Source organism: Candidatus Berkiella aquae, assembly GCF_001431295.2.
Classification (GTDB): domain Bacteria; phylum Pseudomonadota; class Gammaproteobacteria; order Berkiellales; family Berkiellaceae; genus Berkiella; species Berkiella aquae.
The window spans coordinates 885,422-900,679 of the sequence record NZ_LKAJ02000001.1; the positions used below are offsets into that span (position 1 = coordinate 885,422).

18 protein-coding genes and 1 pseudogene are annotated in these 15,258 nt (G+C 37.4%); 9 read left to right on the top strand and 10 right to left on the bottom strand.

Annotated features, from left to right (window positions below; translation table 11 throughout):
• Positions 1-11: 11 nt before the first annotated feature.
• A complete protein-coding gene (locus tag HT99x_RS04185) occupies positions 12-338 on the top strand; it encodes a hypothetical protein (protein ID WP_075067705.1) in 327 nt (108 codons plus the stop codon).
• A 144-nt stretch (positions 339-482) separates the two neighbouring features.
• On the top strand, positions 483-2,111 hold the full coding sequence (locus HT99x_RS04190) for an FAD-dependent monooxygenase (RefSeq protein ID WP_075067704.1): 1,629 nt from the start codon (positions 483-485) through the stop codon (positions 2,109-2,111).
• Between the two features lie 5 nt (positions 2,112-2,116).
• Here HT99x_RS04190 and HT99x_RS04195 read toward each other — a convergent pair whose 3' ends face one another.
• Positions 2,117-2,578 (bottom strand): DUF4442 domain-containing protein, encoded by a 462-nt coding sequence (locus HT99x_RS04195; RefSeq protein WP_075067703.1) that lies wholly within the window; start codon positions 2,576-2,578, stop codon positions 2,117-2,119.
• A 124-nt stretch (positions 2,579-2,702) separates the two neighbouring features.
• On the opposite strand from HT99x_RS04195, the gene HT99x_RS04200 reads away from it, so the two are divergent.
• Entirely contained in the window at positions 2,703-3,602 is a 900-nt protein-coding gene (locus tag HT99x_RS04200; protein ID WP_139016664.1) for a hypothetical protein, read from the top strand.
• A gap of 37 nt (positions 3,603-3,639) precedes the next feature.
• On the opposite strand, the gene HT99x_RS04205 is transcribed toward HT99x_RS04200, so the two are convergent.
• Complete coding sequence (locus HT99x_RS04205; RefSeq protein WP_075067701.1) at positions 3,640-3,990, bottom strand: hypothetical protein; 351 nt, start codon at positions 3,988-3,990, stop codon at positions 3,640-3,642.
• A gap of 18 nt (positions 3,991-4,008) precedes the next feature.
• A complete protein-coding gene (locus tag HT99x_RS04210) occupies positions 4,009-4,701 on the bottom strand; it encodes a hypothetical protein (protein ID WP_075067700.1) in 693 nt (230 codons plus the stop codon).
• A gap of 179 nt (positions 4,702-4,880) precedes the next feature.
• Here HT99x_RS04210 and HT99x_RS04215 point away from each other — a divergent pair, with 179 nt between their 5' ends.
• Together HT99x_RS04215 and HT99x_RS04220 are read left to right on the top strand one after the other, a co-directional pair.
• Complete coding sequence (locus HT99x_RS04215) at positions 4,881-5,333, top strand: NUDIX domain-containing protein (protein WP_075067699.1); 453 nt, start codon at positions 4,881-4,883, stop codon at positions 5,331-5,333.
• A 128-nt stretch (positions 5,334-5,461) separates the two neighbouring features.
• On the top strand, positions 5,462-6,406 hold the full coding sequence (locus tag HT99x_RS04220) for an IQM protein middle domain-containing protein (protein ID WP_075067698.1): 945 nt from the start codon (positions 5,462-5,464) through the stop codon (positions 6,404-6,406).
• A 36-nt stretch (positions 6,407-6,442) separates the two neighbouring features.
• On the opposite strand, the gene HT99x_RS04225 is transcribed toward HT99x_RS04220, so the two are convergent.
• Together HT99x_RS04225 and HT99x_RS04230 are read right to left on the bottom strand one after the other, a co-directional pair.
• Entirely contained in the window at positions 6,443-6,592 is a 150-nt protein-coding gene (locus HT99x_RS04225; protein ID WP_158003429.1) for a hypothetical protein, read from the bottom strand.
• A 147-nt stretch (positions 6,593-6,739) separates the two neighbouring features.
• The gene (locus HT99x_RS04230) at positions 6,740-8,608 is read right to left on the bottom strand and encodes a KUP/HAK/KT family potassium transporter (protein WP_075067697.1); all 1,869 of its coding nucleotides are present in this window, start codon (positions 8,606-8,608) and stop codon (positions 6,740-6,742) included.
• A gap of 161 nt (positions 8,609-8,769) precedes the next feature.
• On the opposite strand from HT99x_RS04230, the pseudogene HT99x_RS16035 reads away from it, so the two are divergent.
• A pseudogene (locus HT99x_RS16035) lies at positions 8,770-9,206 on the top strand (carboxymuconolactone decarboxylase family protein).
• A 5-nt stretch (positions 9,207-9,211) separates the two neighbouring features.
• Here the strand turns inward: HT99x_RS16035 and HT99x_RS04240 are convergent.
• Complete coding sequence (locus tag HT99x_RS04240; RefSeq protein WP_075067696.1) at positions 9,212-9,814, bottom strand: short chain dehydrogenase; 603 nt, start codon at positions 9,812-9,814, stop codon at positions 9,212-9,214.
• An 82-nt stretch (positions 9,815-9,896) separates the two neighbouring features.
• On the opposite strand from HT99x_RS04240, the gene HT99x_RS04245 reads away from it, so the two are divergent.
• Positions 9,897-10,142 carry a hypothetical protein gene (locus HT99x_RS04245; protein ID WP_075067695.1) on the top strand — a complete coding sequence of 82 codons (246 nt, stop codon included), beginning with the start codon at positions 9,897-9,899 and terminating at the stop codon, positions 10,140-10,142.
• A gap of 104 nt (positions 10,143-10,246) precedes the next feature.
• Complete coding sequence (locus HT99x_RS04250) at positions 10,247-11,206, top strand: mechanosensitive ion channel domain-containing protein (RefSeq protein ID WP_075067694.1); 960 nt, start codon at positions 10,247-10,249, stop codon at positions 11,204-11,206.
• 47 nt (positions 11,207-11,253) lie between these two features.
• On the opposite strand, the gene HT99x_RS04255 is transcribed toward HT99x_RS04250, so the two are convergent.
• The 4 genes from HT99x_RS04255 to HT99x_RS04270 all read right to left on the bottom strand — a co-directional run bounded on the left by HT99x_RS04255 (position 11,254) and on the right by HT99x_RS04270 (position 14,269).
• On the bottom strand, positions 11,254-11,724 hold the full coding sequence (locus HT99x_RS04255; RefSeq protein ID WP_075067693.1) for a VOC family protein: 471 nt from the start codon (positions 11,722-11,724) through the stop codon (positions 11,254-11,256).
• A gap of 50 nt (positions 11,725-11,774) precedes the next feature.
• On the bottom strand, positions 11,775-12,272 hold the full coding sequence (locus HT99x_RS04260; protein WP_075067692.1) for a hypothetical protein: 498 nt from the start codon (positions 12,270-12,272) through the stop codon (positions 11,775-11,777).
• A gap of 126 nt (positions 12,273-12,398) precedes the next feature.
• Complete coding sequence (locus HT99x_RS04265; protein ID WP_075067691.1) at positions 12,399-13,397, bottom strand: hypothetical protein; 999 nt, start codon at positions 13,395-13,397, stop codon at positions 12,399-12,401.
• Positions 13,398-13,555: 158 nt separating this feature from the next.
• Positions 13,556-14,269, bottom strand: coding sequence for a hypothetical protein (locus HT99x_RS04270; protein ID WP_075067690.1), 714 nt, complete (start codon positions 14,267-14,269; stop codon positions 13,556-13,558).
• 175 nt (positions 14,270-14,444) lie between these two features.
• On the opposite strand from HT99x_RS04270, the gene HT99x_RS04275 reads away from it, so the two are divergent.
• Positions 14,445-15,227 carry an alpha/beta fold hydrolase gene (locus HT99x_RS04275; protein WP_075067689.1) on the top strand — a complete coding sequence of 261 codons (783 nt, stop codon included), beginning with the start codon at positions 14,445-14,447 and terminating at the stop codon, positions 15,225-15,227.
• Positions 15,228-15,258: the final 31 nt, after the last annotated feature.

The following is a 15,258-nucleotide window of genomic DNA, read 5'->3' on the forward strand; positions in this document are numbered from 1 at the left end:
GAGAGGTTAATATGGCCCTTTCAGGCGCGCAAAGAGCAGAACTTGAAGAGTTGTTAGCGAAGTTTGACGAATATTCGGAAGAAACGAGATCACAATTTATGGAGCTTCTTAGTACCGAAGAAAGTGAGAAAAATACCGAAGTTAAAGCGTATAAGTCGCTTGTAATACAAATTGAAAGATTAATGCAACAACAGATTTTTAGTGCTCCGACGTTTGTTCAAGACAGCGAAAGCAGTCCAGATGCTTACGATGGTGACGATGAGAAATCAAGTCAGGATTCAGATATAACAATGTCAGGATCCTCTGACAGGCGTTCTCAGATCAAGAAAATTAAATAATCATTTAATACCCTTGCCAATCAATGTGAGAGGGAACTCATCTCACATTGATATCTAATAGGTGCATCTTCCCCTAAATCTGAACTTTGCAACCATTGAAAAGGTCACTTTAATAAAGCAATTTTCAAGTTTTAGGGAGGGCTTATGGCATCGAAAGGACCGACACAACCAGAACCTATTGTTATCGTTGGCATGGGGCCTGGGGGGCTAACTGCTGCACTTGAAGCCGCCAAAAAAGGAATACCTGTTATCATCGTTGAGAATAGAGATTATTTTTCTCGTGTGCAACGGTTACATGGTGATGGTCGAACTTTTGAATTTTTGGATTCATTACGTGACTCAACCGATCCTGATGATACAAAATTCTTTGAACATCAGTGTTACCGAGAGAAAAGAGCGGATGGGAGTTACGCTGATGGGGTTGTTGAAGTTAAAGATGTTCAGGCATTTTTATTAAGGAAGTTAAAAAAATATCAGAATGTTGATATTAGAATGGGAAAACAACAAGGGATTACAGCCATTGATCCTGATACTCAAACTGTATCACTTAAAAAAGACGATGGAACGATAGAATCTGTAAAATTTAGTCATGTGTTAGCGGCGGATGGGGCTCGCCGAGGCGTGACCGCCTTATTAAATCAATCACAAGATGCTAAATATCATATTGCACATCAAATGATGGCAATGCAACCAAGGCAAACTCAAGTGGGAACAGCGGCGCTTGAAGTAAAGCCTGGTGTGACCATACCCAATACGCCACCAGAAAGTTCAGGTACGAATTTTGAATTTGAGCATATGAAACCGCTGCGGGAATTGGGGTGGGATCAAGATTATTTTCCTAAAGTACGGGTTTTTAGAGATGAAGAAAATTCGAAATTTTTCTTTTCTGGTGAAGTCCCTAAAAGTATCCTTCGTATCCAAAATAAACAAGTACAACAACAAGCACTAGAATCATGGGCAAAATTGATTATCAGTATTGAAATGGGCATTAAGCCTCAAGATATTGCGCTCCCCATTAAGAGTGGTGTTACCAGTAACGATGCACAAAGAGCGGCAAGAGCAAAGGAAAAAAGTAATTTACGTACTACCGCATTTGAGTTAACACTAGCGAGTGCAGATAAATCGGCAGTGACCTTAGGTCAAGGCGGCGCTTTTGCATTAATTGGCGATGCCTATAAAAATGCAAACTTTTTTTATGGGCATGGGATGAATGATGCTATCCAAGATGGAAGAAAAGCGATTGAAAGTATCCAATCTGATCATACCTTTGACTTTACAGCTTATGATGCTCATCAAGCACGGCAATTAAAGACGCTAAACACTCGAATGAGGTTAGAGGCGTTTGGTCCCGAGACTAATTTGCCAAGAGTGATAGGCCAAATGGAGATTGAAATAGAAAAATTAACAAAAATGGCAAAAAAAATGAATGATGATAATGTGAAAGAAGCACTTGTTATTGTGGAAAAAATGGCAAAACCAGGAACAGACGAGTTTAATCCTGCACAATATGCCACAGGTCTTGAAAACTTACAAAAGATCATGCATCAATATATCCAAAAGAAAATGGCAGAGCCTCCTAAAAAAGGACTATTAAATCATTTTGGTGATCATTCAAAATTTAGTTCAATGATGTCAGAATTTACGACGATGGCGACGGATGCCAATAAAGCATTAGCCGCCTACTATAAATTTAATAATACAACAGCACAGTCTTGGGCTGAGCAATTAAGAGAGAAAGTGCAATCTCAGAGGGATAATAAACATAAACTTTAAATAAATTATAACGATGGTTTTACGGCATCTTTTCGGCGTATATATATCGTTTTGTCGACAACAGCAATTAACACATTGTTGTCATCGAGAATTTCAACATTAAAATGAGGTTCTATTTTACCAGCAATATCAACTTCGTGACGAAGCTTTTGTATTTGTTCTTGGTTAAGATCAAAAATAGCATGAACCCTGCCTCTTCCTGGATTTTCAAAGCGAATGGTAGCGGCTTTATCCCAGACGATGTATTCTCTTCCTAAATTTTCCATCAGCATCAGCATATAAAAGGGGTCTACCATGGAATAGAGGGATCCTCCAAAGTGCGTATTTACATAGTTTTTATTCCAAAATCGAAGCTTCATTTCAACCTCGATATGCGTCATATCCTTTGACATGTTTTTGACGCGTACGCCTGCACCTAAATAGGGAGGCCAGAAATTCATCAGTCGTAACAGAAATGACTTTTTCATTGCAAAACACCGATATTATCGTAGTTAATTTAATTATAGCCCTAAGATTGGCAAAATGAAGGCTTAAACCATCTAAAAGAATATGGTAAACTGCGCAGTTTTTAGTGATGTAAATAAGTTTACCATGAAAAAAGTTGTTATTTTACCGCTTAGTTTGTTTATCGATAATCAGCAAGAAAGGGCTAAGGAAGCGTTTATTAGGTTAGGCATTAACCGATTTTCTTTACTGTGGCATTTCTTTCCCTTGCCTTCATTCTTAGAAAGGTTTCGGGGCCCTTCTCTTTCGCATCTTTTTGATCAATACCGTTCAGGTAGGCTGAATACGAGAGCGTTTCGTGATGCTATTCGTGGTAAGTTTCCAAATGTAAGCATTAGCGATGCTGACTTTGATACTGCTTGGAATTCAATGCAAATCGTCACTGATGTGACCAAAAATGCGCTTAAAGAAGCACGAGCACTTGAAAAGCAGGGATTTGAGATCAATCTGATACTGGGATCAAATCCTTTGCATTTGGCAGATATTAAACGAAAGACCGGCATGAGAACACTTCCGGGCAAAGGCTATTGGTCATTTGTTAAAAATAAACTAGGACGAAATCTTTTTACTTCGTTGCTTGATGAAATAAAGAGCAAAAATCCGGGTATTCAAAAAGAAAATATCGCTTATTTTTATAGTGTGCCTCAAGATCCTTATCCTCGACTGGGTATATTAGCATGGTTGTATGATCCTATTAGAAAATATGAATATTTCCAGGCAAAGCGATATGTAGCGCAGTTGCAAGAAGCGGCTCGTACTAATGGATTTTCTTTAGTTGAATTTAAACGCGAAGATTATCAGAACGTAAATATTAAAAAATCGATTGAGCGTTTGGGATGGCTGAAGAATAAAGTATTGGATAAAGCAAAAGATAAGCCTGCTATTACACATTCTTATCGTTCACGTAAGCCATCGCAAGCACAAGCAAAGCGGATTGCCACCGTCGAGGCTAAACAGCAAGCGAAGAAAAGGCACAGAGCTAGATAACAAGAAAGTTGATTTGCTAACCCCAGCTTATGCTGGGTTAGCCTTTAAGATAGATGCCAGGTAGATCCTGGATAGCAATCGAGAGCTGTAGTTCCAACGTTTCTCGCGATTGGTGAAATGCTTCCATTAATACCTCCATGAGTGTCGCTCCAACCAATTGCTTAAGTTCCATACTTCTGCCAGATAAGATATTAATCGATAAGTGAACAAATGCTTGATTAGAGCTTCCATCGCCAAGCAGGTAATTGGTGTGTCTTAAAACTCGGCTTTTACAACTTTTTAGTTCAGTGGGTAATTTTTCAACGAGAAGTTGATGAATTTGTGAGAGTAAGGGCTTAAAATCTTTTTCTAAGATATTATCGCTGCATTCTAAGATAATCTGTGGCATCTGTGTACTCTTTTATATTTAAAATCTCATTTTCTGCACTTCAGAAGAGGTGCTTGGCGTGTAATCTGCCGATGTTGTTGAGGTATTAGAAGTATAATCAGAGCGAGGCGTTGCAGACTCACCATAAGCATGATAATAGGGAGTAAAGGTGGGTTCTGAGGGTTCAGAAGCACTACGATTACGTGTCATATTAGGGCTTTCTATGATTATCGATTGTGAATTTTCTAGTGGCGCCATCATAGGAGGAGCTGATGCTCGGCGATTGCTAGGATCGATCCGTCTTTTCAAATCAGGCAGCGTCATAACGCGCTCTAAGCCAAATCTTGAGAGATCGCTCAGGAAGGTCGCATCTTTACAGATAGCGCTAATACGAGCATGGTGCTCTAAAGCTGTAACCAGCGAATTAGCGGTGCCACTAAAAGCAAAAATTTCTGCTTCAGGGCAATTGGTTAAAATGTAGTTAAATAAGGTTTGATTAATCGTTTCAGTAGCTGGGGCGCCATAATTCGATTCAATTAGGATATAGTCTATATCGCTCTCGCGCAGGTTACGAGCATGAATATTTTGTTGAAAAACAGTAGGGTGATTTTCAACAGAGAGAAGGGCTTCTTTATAAGGAACGATAACCATATTAAAGGGTAATTTTCCAAACATACCTTTTAATAGGGTTTCAGAAAATTGGCTATGAACCATAATGACAAGGTTTGCCATTGTTCCCCCTTTTCTTAGTATTCACTAACTCGAATGAGTAAATATACTCTTATTGGTATGATACATCAATTTATTTGGCTTCTTGCGAAGAGGATTTTTGCAGTTGCTTGATTTTTTAAGAATTTTTAATTTAAAAACAATTTATTTTGCAAAGCAGAAAATAGAAAAGGAGGGTTACCATGAAAAATGAAGAAGGTATTCATGTTTTGGCTCGAGCAGTAATTATTGAAAATAATCGTTTATTGGTAACAACCGATATTAAGCGTCAAGTTTCTTTTTTACCGGGTGGGCATATTCATTATGGTGAAAAGAGTAAAGAGGCTTTACAACGAGAACTGCTTGAAGAGTTAGGTGAAGCTTTTATGGTGAATAATTTGCTAGGTGTTGTTGAAGATGGCTGGGATTACAAGGGAGCGTTATATCATGGGATTCATTTAATTTTTAGTGTGGACGCCGCTCATGGGAATTTAATCTCTCGTTTAACCTCTCAAGAAAATGAATTGATCTTGTCATGGATAGATATCAACAAGCTTGACACAATAAATCTTTTTCCTAAACTCCTGGTCAGGAAAATACCGCAGTGGCTTAAAACAAGTGGAATTGAGGTTGCGACGGAATGGACTTGGGTATAAGAAATCAAATTAGTTATCCGAATTGATTTGAAAAATTGTTCAATGCATTAAAAATAAACAGGTTTATTTTTTAATAGAGATTCGTTATAAAAGAGGGCGATGCTTAAATTTTGATCTCGGAGGTAGTAATGCTTAGCCAGACTTTATTGCGCATTCTCGGTGAGGAGTCAGCCCCACCTAGTCCCACGATTGATACTCGCCGTGTTCGTTTACCAAGCGACTGGTCAGGGCGATATAGCCCAGGTATTCGAACCTTTTTGCCAAGCTTTAAAGCACCAACCGGTTTTATTACGCTTAAAAAAGCCTTCCATAAAGAATTACAGGTAGAAAGTATTTGTCCTAAACATTATTTAAATACGGTGGAACGAGAAAAATTTCGTATTTTTAATCGAGATGGTCTTTTTTATAATAATGAAGGTATTAAATTAAACGGGCTTTTTCTCTATGTTTTTTTTCCGGATAATAGACTTTATGGTGGCACCACTAAGGATGTCATGCATCATTCTTATTTAAGTCGTGGTATTGATCTTAAAGCTGCAGGAATGGCTTATTTTATTAATGGTAGGTTAATCACTTTAAGTAATGAATCGGGTCATTATAAGCCAACATTTGCAGAAATGCAGGACGCCATAAAGTGGTTTTTAAAGCAAACAAATGCTCAATCATTTGTATTTGAAGATCACTCTGAACAAAAACCAACTGAGGAATTTAATGGTATTCATTTCTACGATGTACAACCCAATGATGGAGGAACTATTTCAATAAATTATATTGAAAATTCTCAACTACCCATCGTTTTGTCAAAATTGTGGAATAGTGTTTTTGCAGATTTTTCATATTCAAGCTGGCAAGATACAGAGATGGCAGATGGTTATATAGATGAGACAGGTGACGATGTTTATCTTAGCGCGGAACAAGATGTGAAAATTAAGATTTTATCCCATTCGACTGAACTATCTATTTTAGATTTTCCGGCGTTACAAGGACTGACGTGTCTACGGAGTATTGGAACGAAACTTCCAATTAGCCGTTTTAATTGCACCTCAAAAAGTACCTTAAGACGTACAATGTAATTAGCAAAGAAGGAAGAACAGGATGTTCTTCCTTCATTAAAATTTAGTACCTTTGCTGGTTTTTTGCCTTTTTCTTTCCGTGGCTTTGGATTTTGCTTTATCAAGCGTTTTTAATTGACGTTGTTTTTCTTCTTCTCTGCGTTGTAGCTGCTCTTCTTCAAGCGTTTTTTCATTTTTTTGAGACATAGTAATACCGCCTCCATTATATTGCACTTAATCCTATGATAGACCATAGTTTGATGTGAGGATCTCCAGTAACTAAGTTTCAATTGTATAAGCACTGAATAACCACAAGTGCGATACAAATCAAGGCAGTTTTGTCTTTGTTAAAGATTAAAACTCACAATAGCTTCCAATGGCTATCGTTCGGTTGTAGGGGAGATGATAGAATTCAATATCATGCGTTGAATTGCGCATAAGAAAGGCAAATAATTTTTCTTGCCAATAAAAAGGCAATGTCGATTTTCTTTGCGTTGCTGAGATTTGTGTAATCTCGACAAGATAAGAAACAGATTTCAAATCAAGTTCAAATGGAAAAATTTCTTTTTTCTTAGCGAGCGACAAACTATATGGAATATTAATAAGCTGCATAAAACCAACGTGAATAATCATGCGATAAATTTGCTGATTTAATTGTTTGAGCTCATATCGATTATCGCTTGAGATATAAGGCTCATTCGTATTATTAATGTGAACAATTAAAACAGTCCCCGGAAATGTATGATTCAGTTTAAAATAATGTAATAAATTAGAAGTGCTGCGATGATAAGGTTCAGTAATAAAGATAGCAGAAGCGTCTGGCAAGTAATGTAAATTACCCTTTTCAAATTCTGAAATAATCTCATTAAAATCTTCTATTTCTTCATCACGAAATATTTTTCTAAGCGATTGTATGCCTTGATACCAAGTAATCATGATCACAAGGCAGACCATCCCAAAAAGAATAGGTACCCAGCCACCACTTAGAATTTTATGCGCATTAGCCGCTAAAAATGTCATTTCGATAAGGAAGAAAATGAATAGTGAACCAGCAATTTTAATCCATGACCATTTCCATAAAGCAGAAGCAATATACATCAATAAAATTGAAACACAAATCATATGTAAATTAACGGCGATACCATAAGCAAAAGCCATATTGCTGGAAGTTCTAAACGCTAGAACAAAGCTTAAGGTTGCAATCGCTAAGAAAAAATTCATTTTGGGAGAATAGACTTGTCCTTTTTCTTCACTTGAGGTTTGGACAATGCGTATTTTAGGAAATAAATCTAATAAAATGGCTTGCTTGGTAATTGAAAAAGTTGCAGAAATAACCGCCTGTGAAGCAACGATTGTCGCGAGTGTTGAGATGAAGAGTAAAGGATAAGCAAACCCTTTAGGAGCCAATTCATAAAATGGATTAACAATAGCTTCTGGATGATTGAGTACATAAGCTCCTTGACCAAAATAATTCAACAGTAAAGCGGGTAATGCTAAACCGAACCAACCTAATCGAATAGGAAAGCGTCCGAATTGTCCTAAATCAGCATAGAGTGCCTCGCCACCCGTTACCACAAGAAAAACAGCACCGAGCAAGATAAAACCTGTAATCCCATTTTCAGTTAAGAAATAGACAGCATAATAAGGATTGAGTGCTTGAAAAATAAGTGGGTTATCATTTAAATGAAGCGCGCCTAATGTGCCAATCGTGAGAAACCACAAAACAATAATAGGGCCAAACAACAGTCCAATTTTAGCGGTTCCATGATATTGGAAGAAATAGAGTACCATTAAAATAATCAAACTAATGGGAACGGTGTATTCTGCCAAAGCAGGAGAAATAACCTCGAGCCCTTCTATGGCACTGGTCACGGAAATAGCAGGTGTAATGATACCATCGCCAATTAAGAGTGCCGCACCAAAAACGGCAATGCTAAAAAAAACTTTTTTTATCTTTTTTTTGTTAACCAATGCTAACATAGATAGAATGCCGCCTTCGCCGTCATTATCTGCGCGTAAGACGAATATGAGATATTTGATGGAAATAATTGAGATTAATGACCAAAAAATAAGCGAGAGAACGCCTAAAATATTATCAGGGGTAATTTCTAAACCTTTAAGAGACTCTCTGAAGGCATATAAAGGACTTGTACCTAAATCACCATAGACGATACCAATTGCCGCTAATGTGAGTGACATTGTTCTTTTGGTGTTTTCTTTCATTGATCTACTGTTAATTTAAATGGTTTGTTTAAATCATTAACTCTATTTAAAGAGTAGAGTAAAAAGCGAAAAACCTTGTTAATTGTTGTAAATACAAAAAACAGAAAAAATTTGATTCAGGTGCTATTGTTAGTAAATCAATTAATAGAGGTTTATTAAATATGAACGCTCGTTTAGATTTCTATAAAACATCGCCTGAAACTTTTAAAGGATTACTTGAGTTAGAAACACTTGTGAGTAAATCTGGATTAGAATCATCGCTACTTCATCTTATTAAATTAAGAGCATCATTAATTAATGGCTGTGCTTTTGTGTTGATATGCATACGAAAGATGCAATTAAATCTGGCGAAAATGTACAACGTTTGTTTGCAGTCGCCGTATGGCGAGAAACTCCTTTTTTTACCGACCGTGAAAGAACGGCATTGGCTTGGACAGAGGCATTAACGTTAATATCTGAAACTCATGCACCGGATGATGTTTATCAAGAGTTGATGAAACATTTCAATGAGAAAGAGGCCACTGATTTAACGATAGCCATTGCCACAATCAATAGTTGGAATAGATTAGCGGTTGGTTTTCGTAAATCGCCTAAATGAACGAATTACCATCCTGATTTATAGATTTGACCGGTTTGCAATCCTTCGACGCTTTTACAGTAAGCTAATGCAACTTTATCAGCAGGGACAGGTTCATAACCTCGAAAGAAATCACCATAGGATTCAAGCGACTCAGTGATGACAGTGGGGCTGACAATATTAATTCTAATACCTCGTGGCATTTCAATCGCACTACCACGTACAAAGCCATTGAGAGCGGCATTGATCATGGAGGCAGAGGCACCAAAACGGATTGGATCATCACTTAAAATACCGCTTGTTAGTGTAAATGAGCCATGGTTATTGATTTGCTTTAATCCTGCATGTACAAGATTGATTTGTCCCATTAATTTGCTGTTAATACCGCGCATATGATCACTGGGAGTCATTTCTTCGAAAGGACCAAAATGCAGTTGACCCGTTGTTGAAATAAGCGCATCAAAATGCCCAATGGCATGGTACATTTTTTCAATGGAAGCCATATCTGTGATGTCGACTTGAAAATTACCATGCTGATGCCCAACTATCACAAGTGAGTGCCGAGTTTTGAGTGCTTTAACAACCGCACTCCCAATAGTACCAGTGCCACCGACAATGATAATCTTCATATGATATATTCCTATTAATACTATTTTATATATAACATAGCTGGTATTCGCTCCTGTATGTACATATAAGGTTTAGAAAGATATGAAAGCAAATGATAATAAGAAAAAGGACTTTGAAAATATTTTAAATGATGGTGGTTACGATCTCAACGAATTTGAATTTATTGATGAACCCATTTATGCAGGCGATCCAGAGCCTATTGCAACGAGAGTTATTGTTTCTCGCCATTCTCATCACATTACCCATCGTTACGAAGAGCGTATTGATAAAAATTGGTTACATGATTTTTTACTTGATTTAAATAACGGCAAATTTGGCAAACCCTAAGTCCCATCTTATTTAGCTAGTGTTCTTAAAGTTTGACTTAAGTAAGGAAATTTATTAAGTTTAAGACTTAATAAATAATGCTTTCATCATCACATGGGGTGATAATGTCAATTTTAAAAGTAACTTCATCTGATCTATTAAATACCATAAAAGAAGCAGGTTACGACGAACTTCATTTATTTAAACTGGATTTTGAAATCGTCGTAAAAAAATCATATGCTTTGCTGCATACCTTTTTGGAAGCATTACCTAATATTGTTATTGCCATTATTGTGTTCAGTCTTCTCATGCTGACAAGCCGTTTTTGCTGCAGTGTGATTAGGCGACGGCCAAAATTACCTAAAAGCGTTGCTTTGGTATTAGAACGCTTGAGTCGCATTGCATTTATGCTATTTGGTTTTTTTGTGGGTTTAGCCATCATCTTTCCTTCAATCAAACCGGTTGATTTGCTTGGTGGGGTTGGCGTCGTGAGTTTAATTGTCGGTTTTGCGGTTAAAGATCTGTTAAACAATTTTTTATCTGGCATTTTAATTTTATTACAGCAACCCTTTCGAGTGGGTGATGAGATCAAACACAAAGATATGGAAGGTGTGGTTGATTTTATTCATATTCGTTATACCGTTTTAATTGGCTTTGATGGTAGAAAATTTTTAATTCCCAATGGTGAAATATATTCAAATACCATTGTTGTAAATACCTTATCGCATTGCCGCCGTTCCTCTTGTGAAATAAGTATTGATCTGAATAACAATATTGAAGAAGCTTGCGATATTTTATTATCAGCTATTCAAGACGTTGAAGAAGTGATGGAAGAACCAGCGCCTAGTGTATCGGTTGCAAGTATTAATTCTAATGCGGTTACTTTGAAGTGTTCATGGTCAACAGGTCCCTTTAATGGTCAAATTTCTAAAGCCAAAAATAAAGTGTTAAAACAAATAAAAACCGTATTGCAAGGAGAAAATGTTAAATCTCCTATTGCCTTAGAATTGTTTTCCCAAACGTTATCAGTGGCATCTCCAGCGGAAAATGAATCACTTAAATTAACGAATAATATTAAGAGTTAATGATCGCAGCCAAAGATGTCGGATTGTGTCATTGCAAGCGTAGCTAATTATTGCAGATCTTGAATAATGATTTTTTTCATCTGCAGAAGATTTTTCATGGCTTTATTGGATTTATTCGGATCGGCATTTTCCAATAATTCAGGTAAAATGCTAGGTACGACTTGCCATGACACGCCATATTGATCTTGTAACCAACCACATTGTATTTCTTTGCCACCGTTTGATGTTAATTTTTCCCAATAATAATCTATTTCTTCTTGAGATTCACAAGGAATAACAAAGGAAACCGCCTCATTGAATTTAAATTCGGGCCCACCATTGAGTGCTTGAAATCCTTGTCCATTGATTTCAAAGTAAACAACCATAACAGAACCCTCAGGTTTACCATGAATTTCAAAACCTTCTTTGCCATAATGCAATATTCTTCCTATTTTGCCGTCTTTAAAAATAGAGAGATAGAATGTTGCAGCCTCAAGAGCCTCAGTATTAAACCACAGGCAGGTTGCGATGGATTTCATGAAATCCTCCCGCATTGAAAAGTGCTTATCTATCAATATAGAGTAAAAATTTAGCAGTACAGCTTATTTAATAATCGTGTGGTTACACTGTCCATTGGGTGCCAGCTATCGCCCAAACCATCCGGGCTTTTCCATAATTTTGCACCTTGCTGATTATACATTCCGACCGTTAAAATTCCAGCAAGTTGAGGATTGAGCATATCTTGAAATTGCCGTGCGACACTCTCTTCTGCTTTGGGGATGCCAACCCATCTAACAAAAAGTGTTGGATTTCGTGCTGCTTGACCTGCTTGTGAACAATAGACCGGTGTTACCACAGGATTATCTGGTAAAGAAAAACCAAAATCATTTGCTCTGCATACATTAAAACGTGGAATAACATCAGCAGGTGGTGTTGGTTGGGGAATACCTCGCGCTTTTTCTTTTTCGACAATCGCTGGTTTGATATAGAGTTCAATGGGTGATTCTTTAAAACCATGGAATTTTTTATTTAAATCATTATTTTGATATGGTGGGCACAGCGAACGATTTAGAAGAAATTGCAGCATGTTATTGCGAGCAGAGCGAAGCAATCTCCTTATAGATTGCTTCGTCGTTACACTCCTCGCAATGACGAAGGAATGATTTGTTATTGCACTTACCGTAATGACGGGAAAGGGATGAAAAAAACACAATCAAAGGCTTCGTCTTCTTCTAACCGGTGAATACGAATCATTCGAGCTTTCTTCAGAGGCTTCTGAATTTTCAGGGGTATCTGCTTGATCATAGTATTGAGCGCTATCTTCATCAGAGCTCCCATCTTGACTACGGTGTTGAACCCTGTCGTCGCCAGAATCATCTTCTTCAGCGCTATTTTCCTGATCATAATAGACTGTATTATCTTCATCCGATCCTTCTGAATCCACATTAGAGTCTTCAAAACTTTGACCACGCTCTTCTTCTTGGCTTGGTTCATTTTGTAATCTTAATGCAAATGCCCGATCATCTTCTTCTTGAAGTTGTTTTGCCAAATCTTCAGCCAGTGCAGCATCTTGAGAGATTTGAGCCCTTTTCAAGAGTATAGGGTCGCGGTAGGCCGGGGTAAAAGTGGGAGGTGATGTTTGTATAATTTCTATTTTAGAGGGCTGTAGCGCAATAGTGATTGCGTTTTTTGTGGCGCTAATGACGGCTGACTTCAGATCTTCATCAGCAATCTCTGGACCATATGCCAGTAAGCGAATGCTTAGCTTATTAAAAACATTTAAGCTTTGTTCATAAAGTTGTTCGCCTGTAATTTGATCTTGGCTAAATTTGTCTGCCGTTTCTGTATTTTTTTGTATGTCTTCGTCACTGTCAGGGGTTTTATTTAAATAATATTCGTGCACCAGCATATGAAGGAGGTGATAAAAATTATCCAACGCATTTTCTGCTTTTTCTTTATCAACATGGGACGCTAGGGTGGATGCTATATGTGCTTTTAAATCATGATCATCTTGATGAAAGGGTAAAGCGGTGGATTTTGCTGATATTTTTTCTTCGGTTATGATTCCTAAAAGATTGCCCAAAATTAGCTCTGTTTGGTCAGAAGGTAACTCGAGTTCTTTGATATTCTCTAATAACATTTGAACGATTGGAGTAACATAATCTCTTTCTAAACGGGCAGATTGTTGGGTGTTTATGGGTCCATTTTGCATACTATCTCCTAAATAGTGATGGTTGAAGAACTGAAGAATAAAAAGGGGATAATCGTAACAGACCTATTGATGACAAAGAAGAGGAAAAAAATGCAAGAAACTGATCGGCATCGCAGTTTCTTGCAGATAGTGAGAAAACTAAGTTATTTGGTTTTAACTTAAAAATTGCATGAATGTGATCTTTTAATCTTCGGTTTAGCAGCGGGAACCGTGGATGGTGTTGTATTGTTCTCAAATTGGCGTCGTAGTTTCCGTAATGGCGTAATAGGAGCAGCTTCGGGTTCAAGAGGGCGCTTTTCAGTGGAGCGGAGTTCTGCCACAGGGTTAGGAGTGTCTTTCGTGCCATGCTCTTTAAGTAATTTTTGCTTGATGAGTTCTTTATGTTCTTGAAGTTGCATGCCAATATAATCTCTTAATCGTGCTTTATAACCATTTAAAGAGCCCACTCCACGTGTTTGTGGATCAACATTATCTGCTAATGCCACTTTAAAGAAAAATCCAATTTCTTTAAGCTGTTCTTGTGGAGAATATTCATACAAACCAAGATGATAAGCGGTATAACATAACGTTAATATTTCTTCCTTTTGTTGAGTATCTTGCGTTTTAATATGAGCACTTAATTCTTCCAGTGCTTTTAAGTAATGATCAACTTCATTTGAATTATGACGGGCCGTTTCAATGAGATGAGAAAATACATTTAATGCATCTTGCTGCCATTCAGCAGAAGTAAAAGAGAATAGCATTCTTTGTAAAAGAGCCACTTCCGTGCCGTCAATAGGCATGCCATTCATCACGATAAATCGGGAAATAAGTCCTTCCAGTTGGTGAAAATCATCAGCGGGGAAAGAAGGATTGATTAAGGTTTGAAACATCGGGTTACCTCTTTTTGGTTTGTTGTATTTACTTTAAATAAAGTTAGTTGATTTTATCATGGTGTTTGTTAAAAAGTAATCATAAAAATCCCTACTTTAGACGCTATTTTTTGTCTTTTGCAGGAGAATACTGTAATTTTGTTGTTTTTATGCTTTTCTAATCAAGGATAGATTAATGAAGAATCCCATTTTTTACCGCTTTAGGTTACTGGCTGTAATCGTTTTAACATTCATTATCAATACCAATGTCTTTGCTGAGGTGAAACCTAATCCAACCGTTGTTTTAGTGCATGGTGCATTTTCGGATGGTTCTATTTGGTCTAAAGTGATCCCGCTATTACAAGTGAATAATATTAATGTTATCGCAACGCAAATTCCACTGACATCGCTCACCGATGATGTGGCAACAACACAAAGAACGATAGATATTACTTCTGGCCCCATTGTTTTGGTCGGCCATTCATATGCAGGTGCGGTGATCACACAAGCTGGGAATTCTGATAAGGTAAAAGCGCTGGTTTATATTGCCGCTTTTGCTCCGGAAAAAGGGCAGTCGGTATCTGATTTAGGAACTCATCTACCTCCTTCACCCGGTACTATCGGCTTGACGACGGACAAATTTGGTTTTTACCACTTATCAACCCAATCATTACTGGAAAATCTTGCTCCCGATATTCCACATCAAGAAGCATTAATATTGACTGTCACTCAAACACCGACTGCAACGAAGGTTTTTAATGAAAAAGTGAAAACAGCAGCCTGGAAAGATAAAAACAATTTTTATCTTGTCGCTAAGCATGACAGAATGATTCAACCCGATTTGGAGCGTCAATTTGCCCATGCGATGAAAGCAACAACCGTTGAAATTTCTTCAAGTCATGTTGCGATGCTTTCTCATCCTAATGAGGTTGCCAAGCTTATTATTGCGGCAGTTGAAGCGACAAGAAAAGAAAAATAAAATAGCAAACCGTGTCCTTTAAGGCGAAGAA

Bases quoted from the DNA above. Each gene is read 5' to 3' on its own strand.
- HT99x_RS04230 (WP_075067697.1), bottom strand. From the start codon at position 8,608: ATGAAAGAAAACACCAAAAGAACAATGTCACTCACATTAGCGGCAATT.
- HT99x_RS04205 (WP_075067701.1), bottom strand. From the start codon at position 3,990: ATGCCACAGATTATCTTAGAATGCAGCGATAATATCTTAGAAAAAGAT.
- HT99x_RS04210 (WP_075067700.1), bottom strand. From the start codon at position 4,701: ATGGCAAACCTTGTCATTATGGTTCATAGCCAATTTTCTGAAACCCTA.
- HT99x_RS04250 (WP_075067694.1), top strand. From the start codon at position 10,247: ATGTCAATTTTAAAAGTAACTTCATCTGATCTATTAAATACCATAAAA.
- HT99x_RS04190 (WP_075067704.1), top strand. From the start codon at position 483: ATGGCATCGAAAGGACCGACACAACCAGAACCTATTGTTATCGTTGGC.
- HT99x_RS04195 (WP_075067703.1), bottom strand. From the start codon at position 2,578: ATGAAAAAGTCATTTCTGTTACGACTGATGAATTTCTGGCCTCCCTAT.
- HT99x_RS04265 (WP_075067691.1), bottom strand. From the start codon at position 13,397: ATGCAAAATGGACCCATAAACACCCAACAATCTGCCCGTTTAGAAAGA.
- HT99x_RS04185 (WP_075067705.1), top strand. From the start codon at position 12: ATGGCCCTTTCAGGCGCGCAAAGAGCAGAACTTGAAGAGTTGTTAGCG.
- HT99x_RS04240 (WP_075067696.1), bottom strand. From the start codon at position 9,814: ATGAAGATTATCATTGTCGGTGGCACTGGTACTATTGGGAGTGCGGTT.
- HT99x_RS04255 (WP_075067693.1), bottom strand. From the start codon at position 11,724: ATGAAATCCATCGCAACCTGCCTGTGGTTTAATACTGAGGCTCTTGAG.
- HT99x_RS04215 (WP_075067699.1), top strand. From the start codon at position 4,881: ATGAAAAATGAAGAAGGTATTCATGTTTTGGCTCGAGCAGTAATTATT.
- HT99x_RS04260 (WP_075067692.1), bottom strand. From the start codon at position 12,272: ATGCTGCAATTTCTTCTAAATCGTTCGCTGTGCCCACCATATCAAAAT.
- HT99x_RS04200 (WP_139016664.1), top strand. From the start codon at position 2,703: ATGAAAAAAGTTGTTATTTTACCGCTTAGTTTGTTTATCGATAATCAG.
- HT99x_RS04220 (WP_075067698.1), top strand. From the start codon at position 5,462: ATGCTTAGCCAGACTTTATTGCGCATTCTCGGTGAGGAGTCAGCCCCA.
- HT99x_RS04245 (WP_075067695.1), top strand. From the start codon at position 9,897: ATGAAAGCAAATGATAATAAGAAAAAGGACTTTGAAAATATTTTAAAT.
- HT99x_RS04275 (WP_075067689.1), top strand. From the start codon at position 14,445: ATGAAGAATCCCATTTTTTACCGCTTTAGGTTACTGGCTGTAATCGTT.
- HT99x_RS04225 (WP_158003429.1), bottom strand. From the start codon at position 6,592: ATGTCTCAAAAAAATGAAAAAACGCTTGAAGAAGAGCAGCTACAACGC.
- HT99x_RS04270 (WP_075067690.1), bottom strand. From the start codon at position 14,269: ATGTTTCAAACCTTAATCAATCCTTCTTTCCCCGCTGATGATTTTCAC.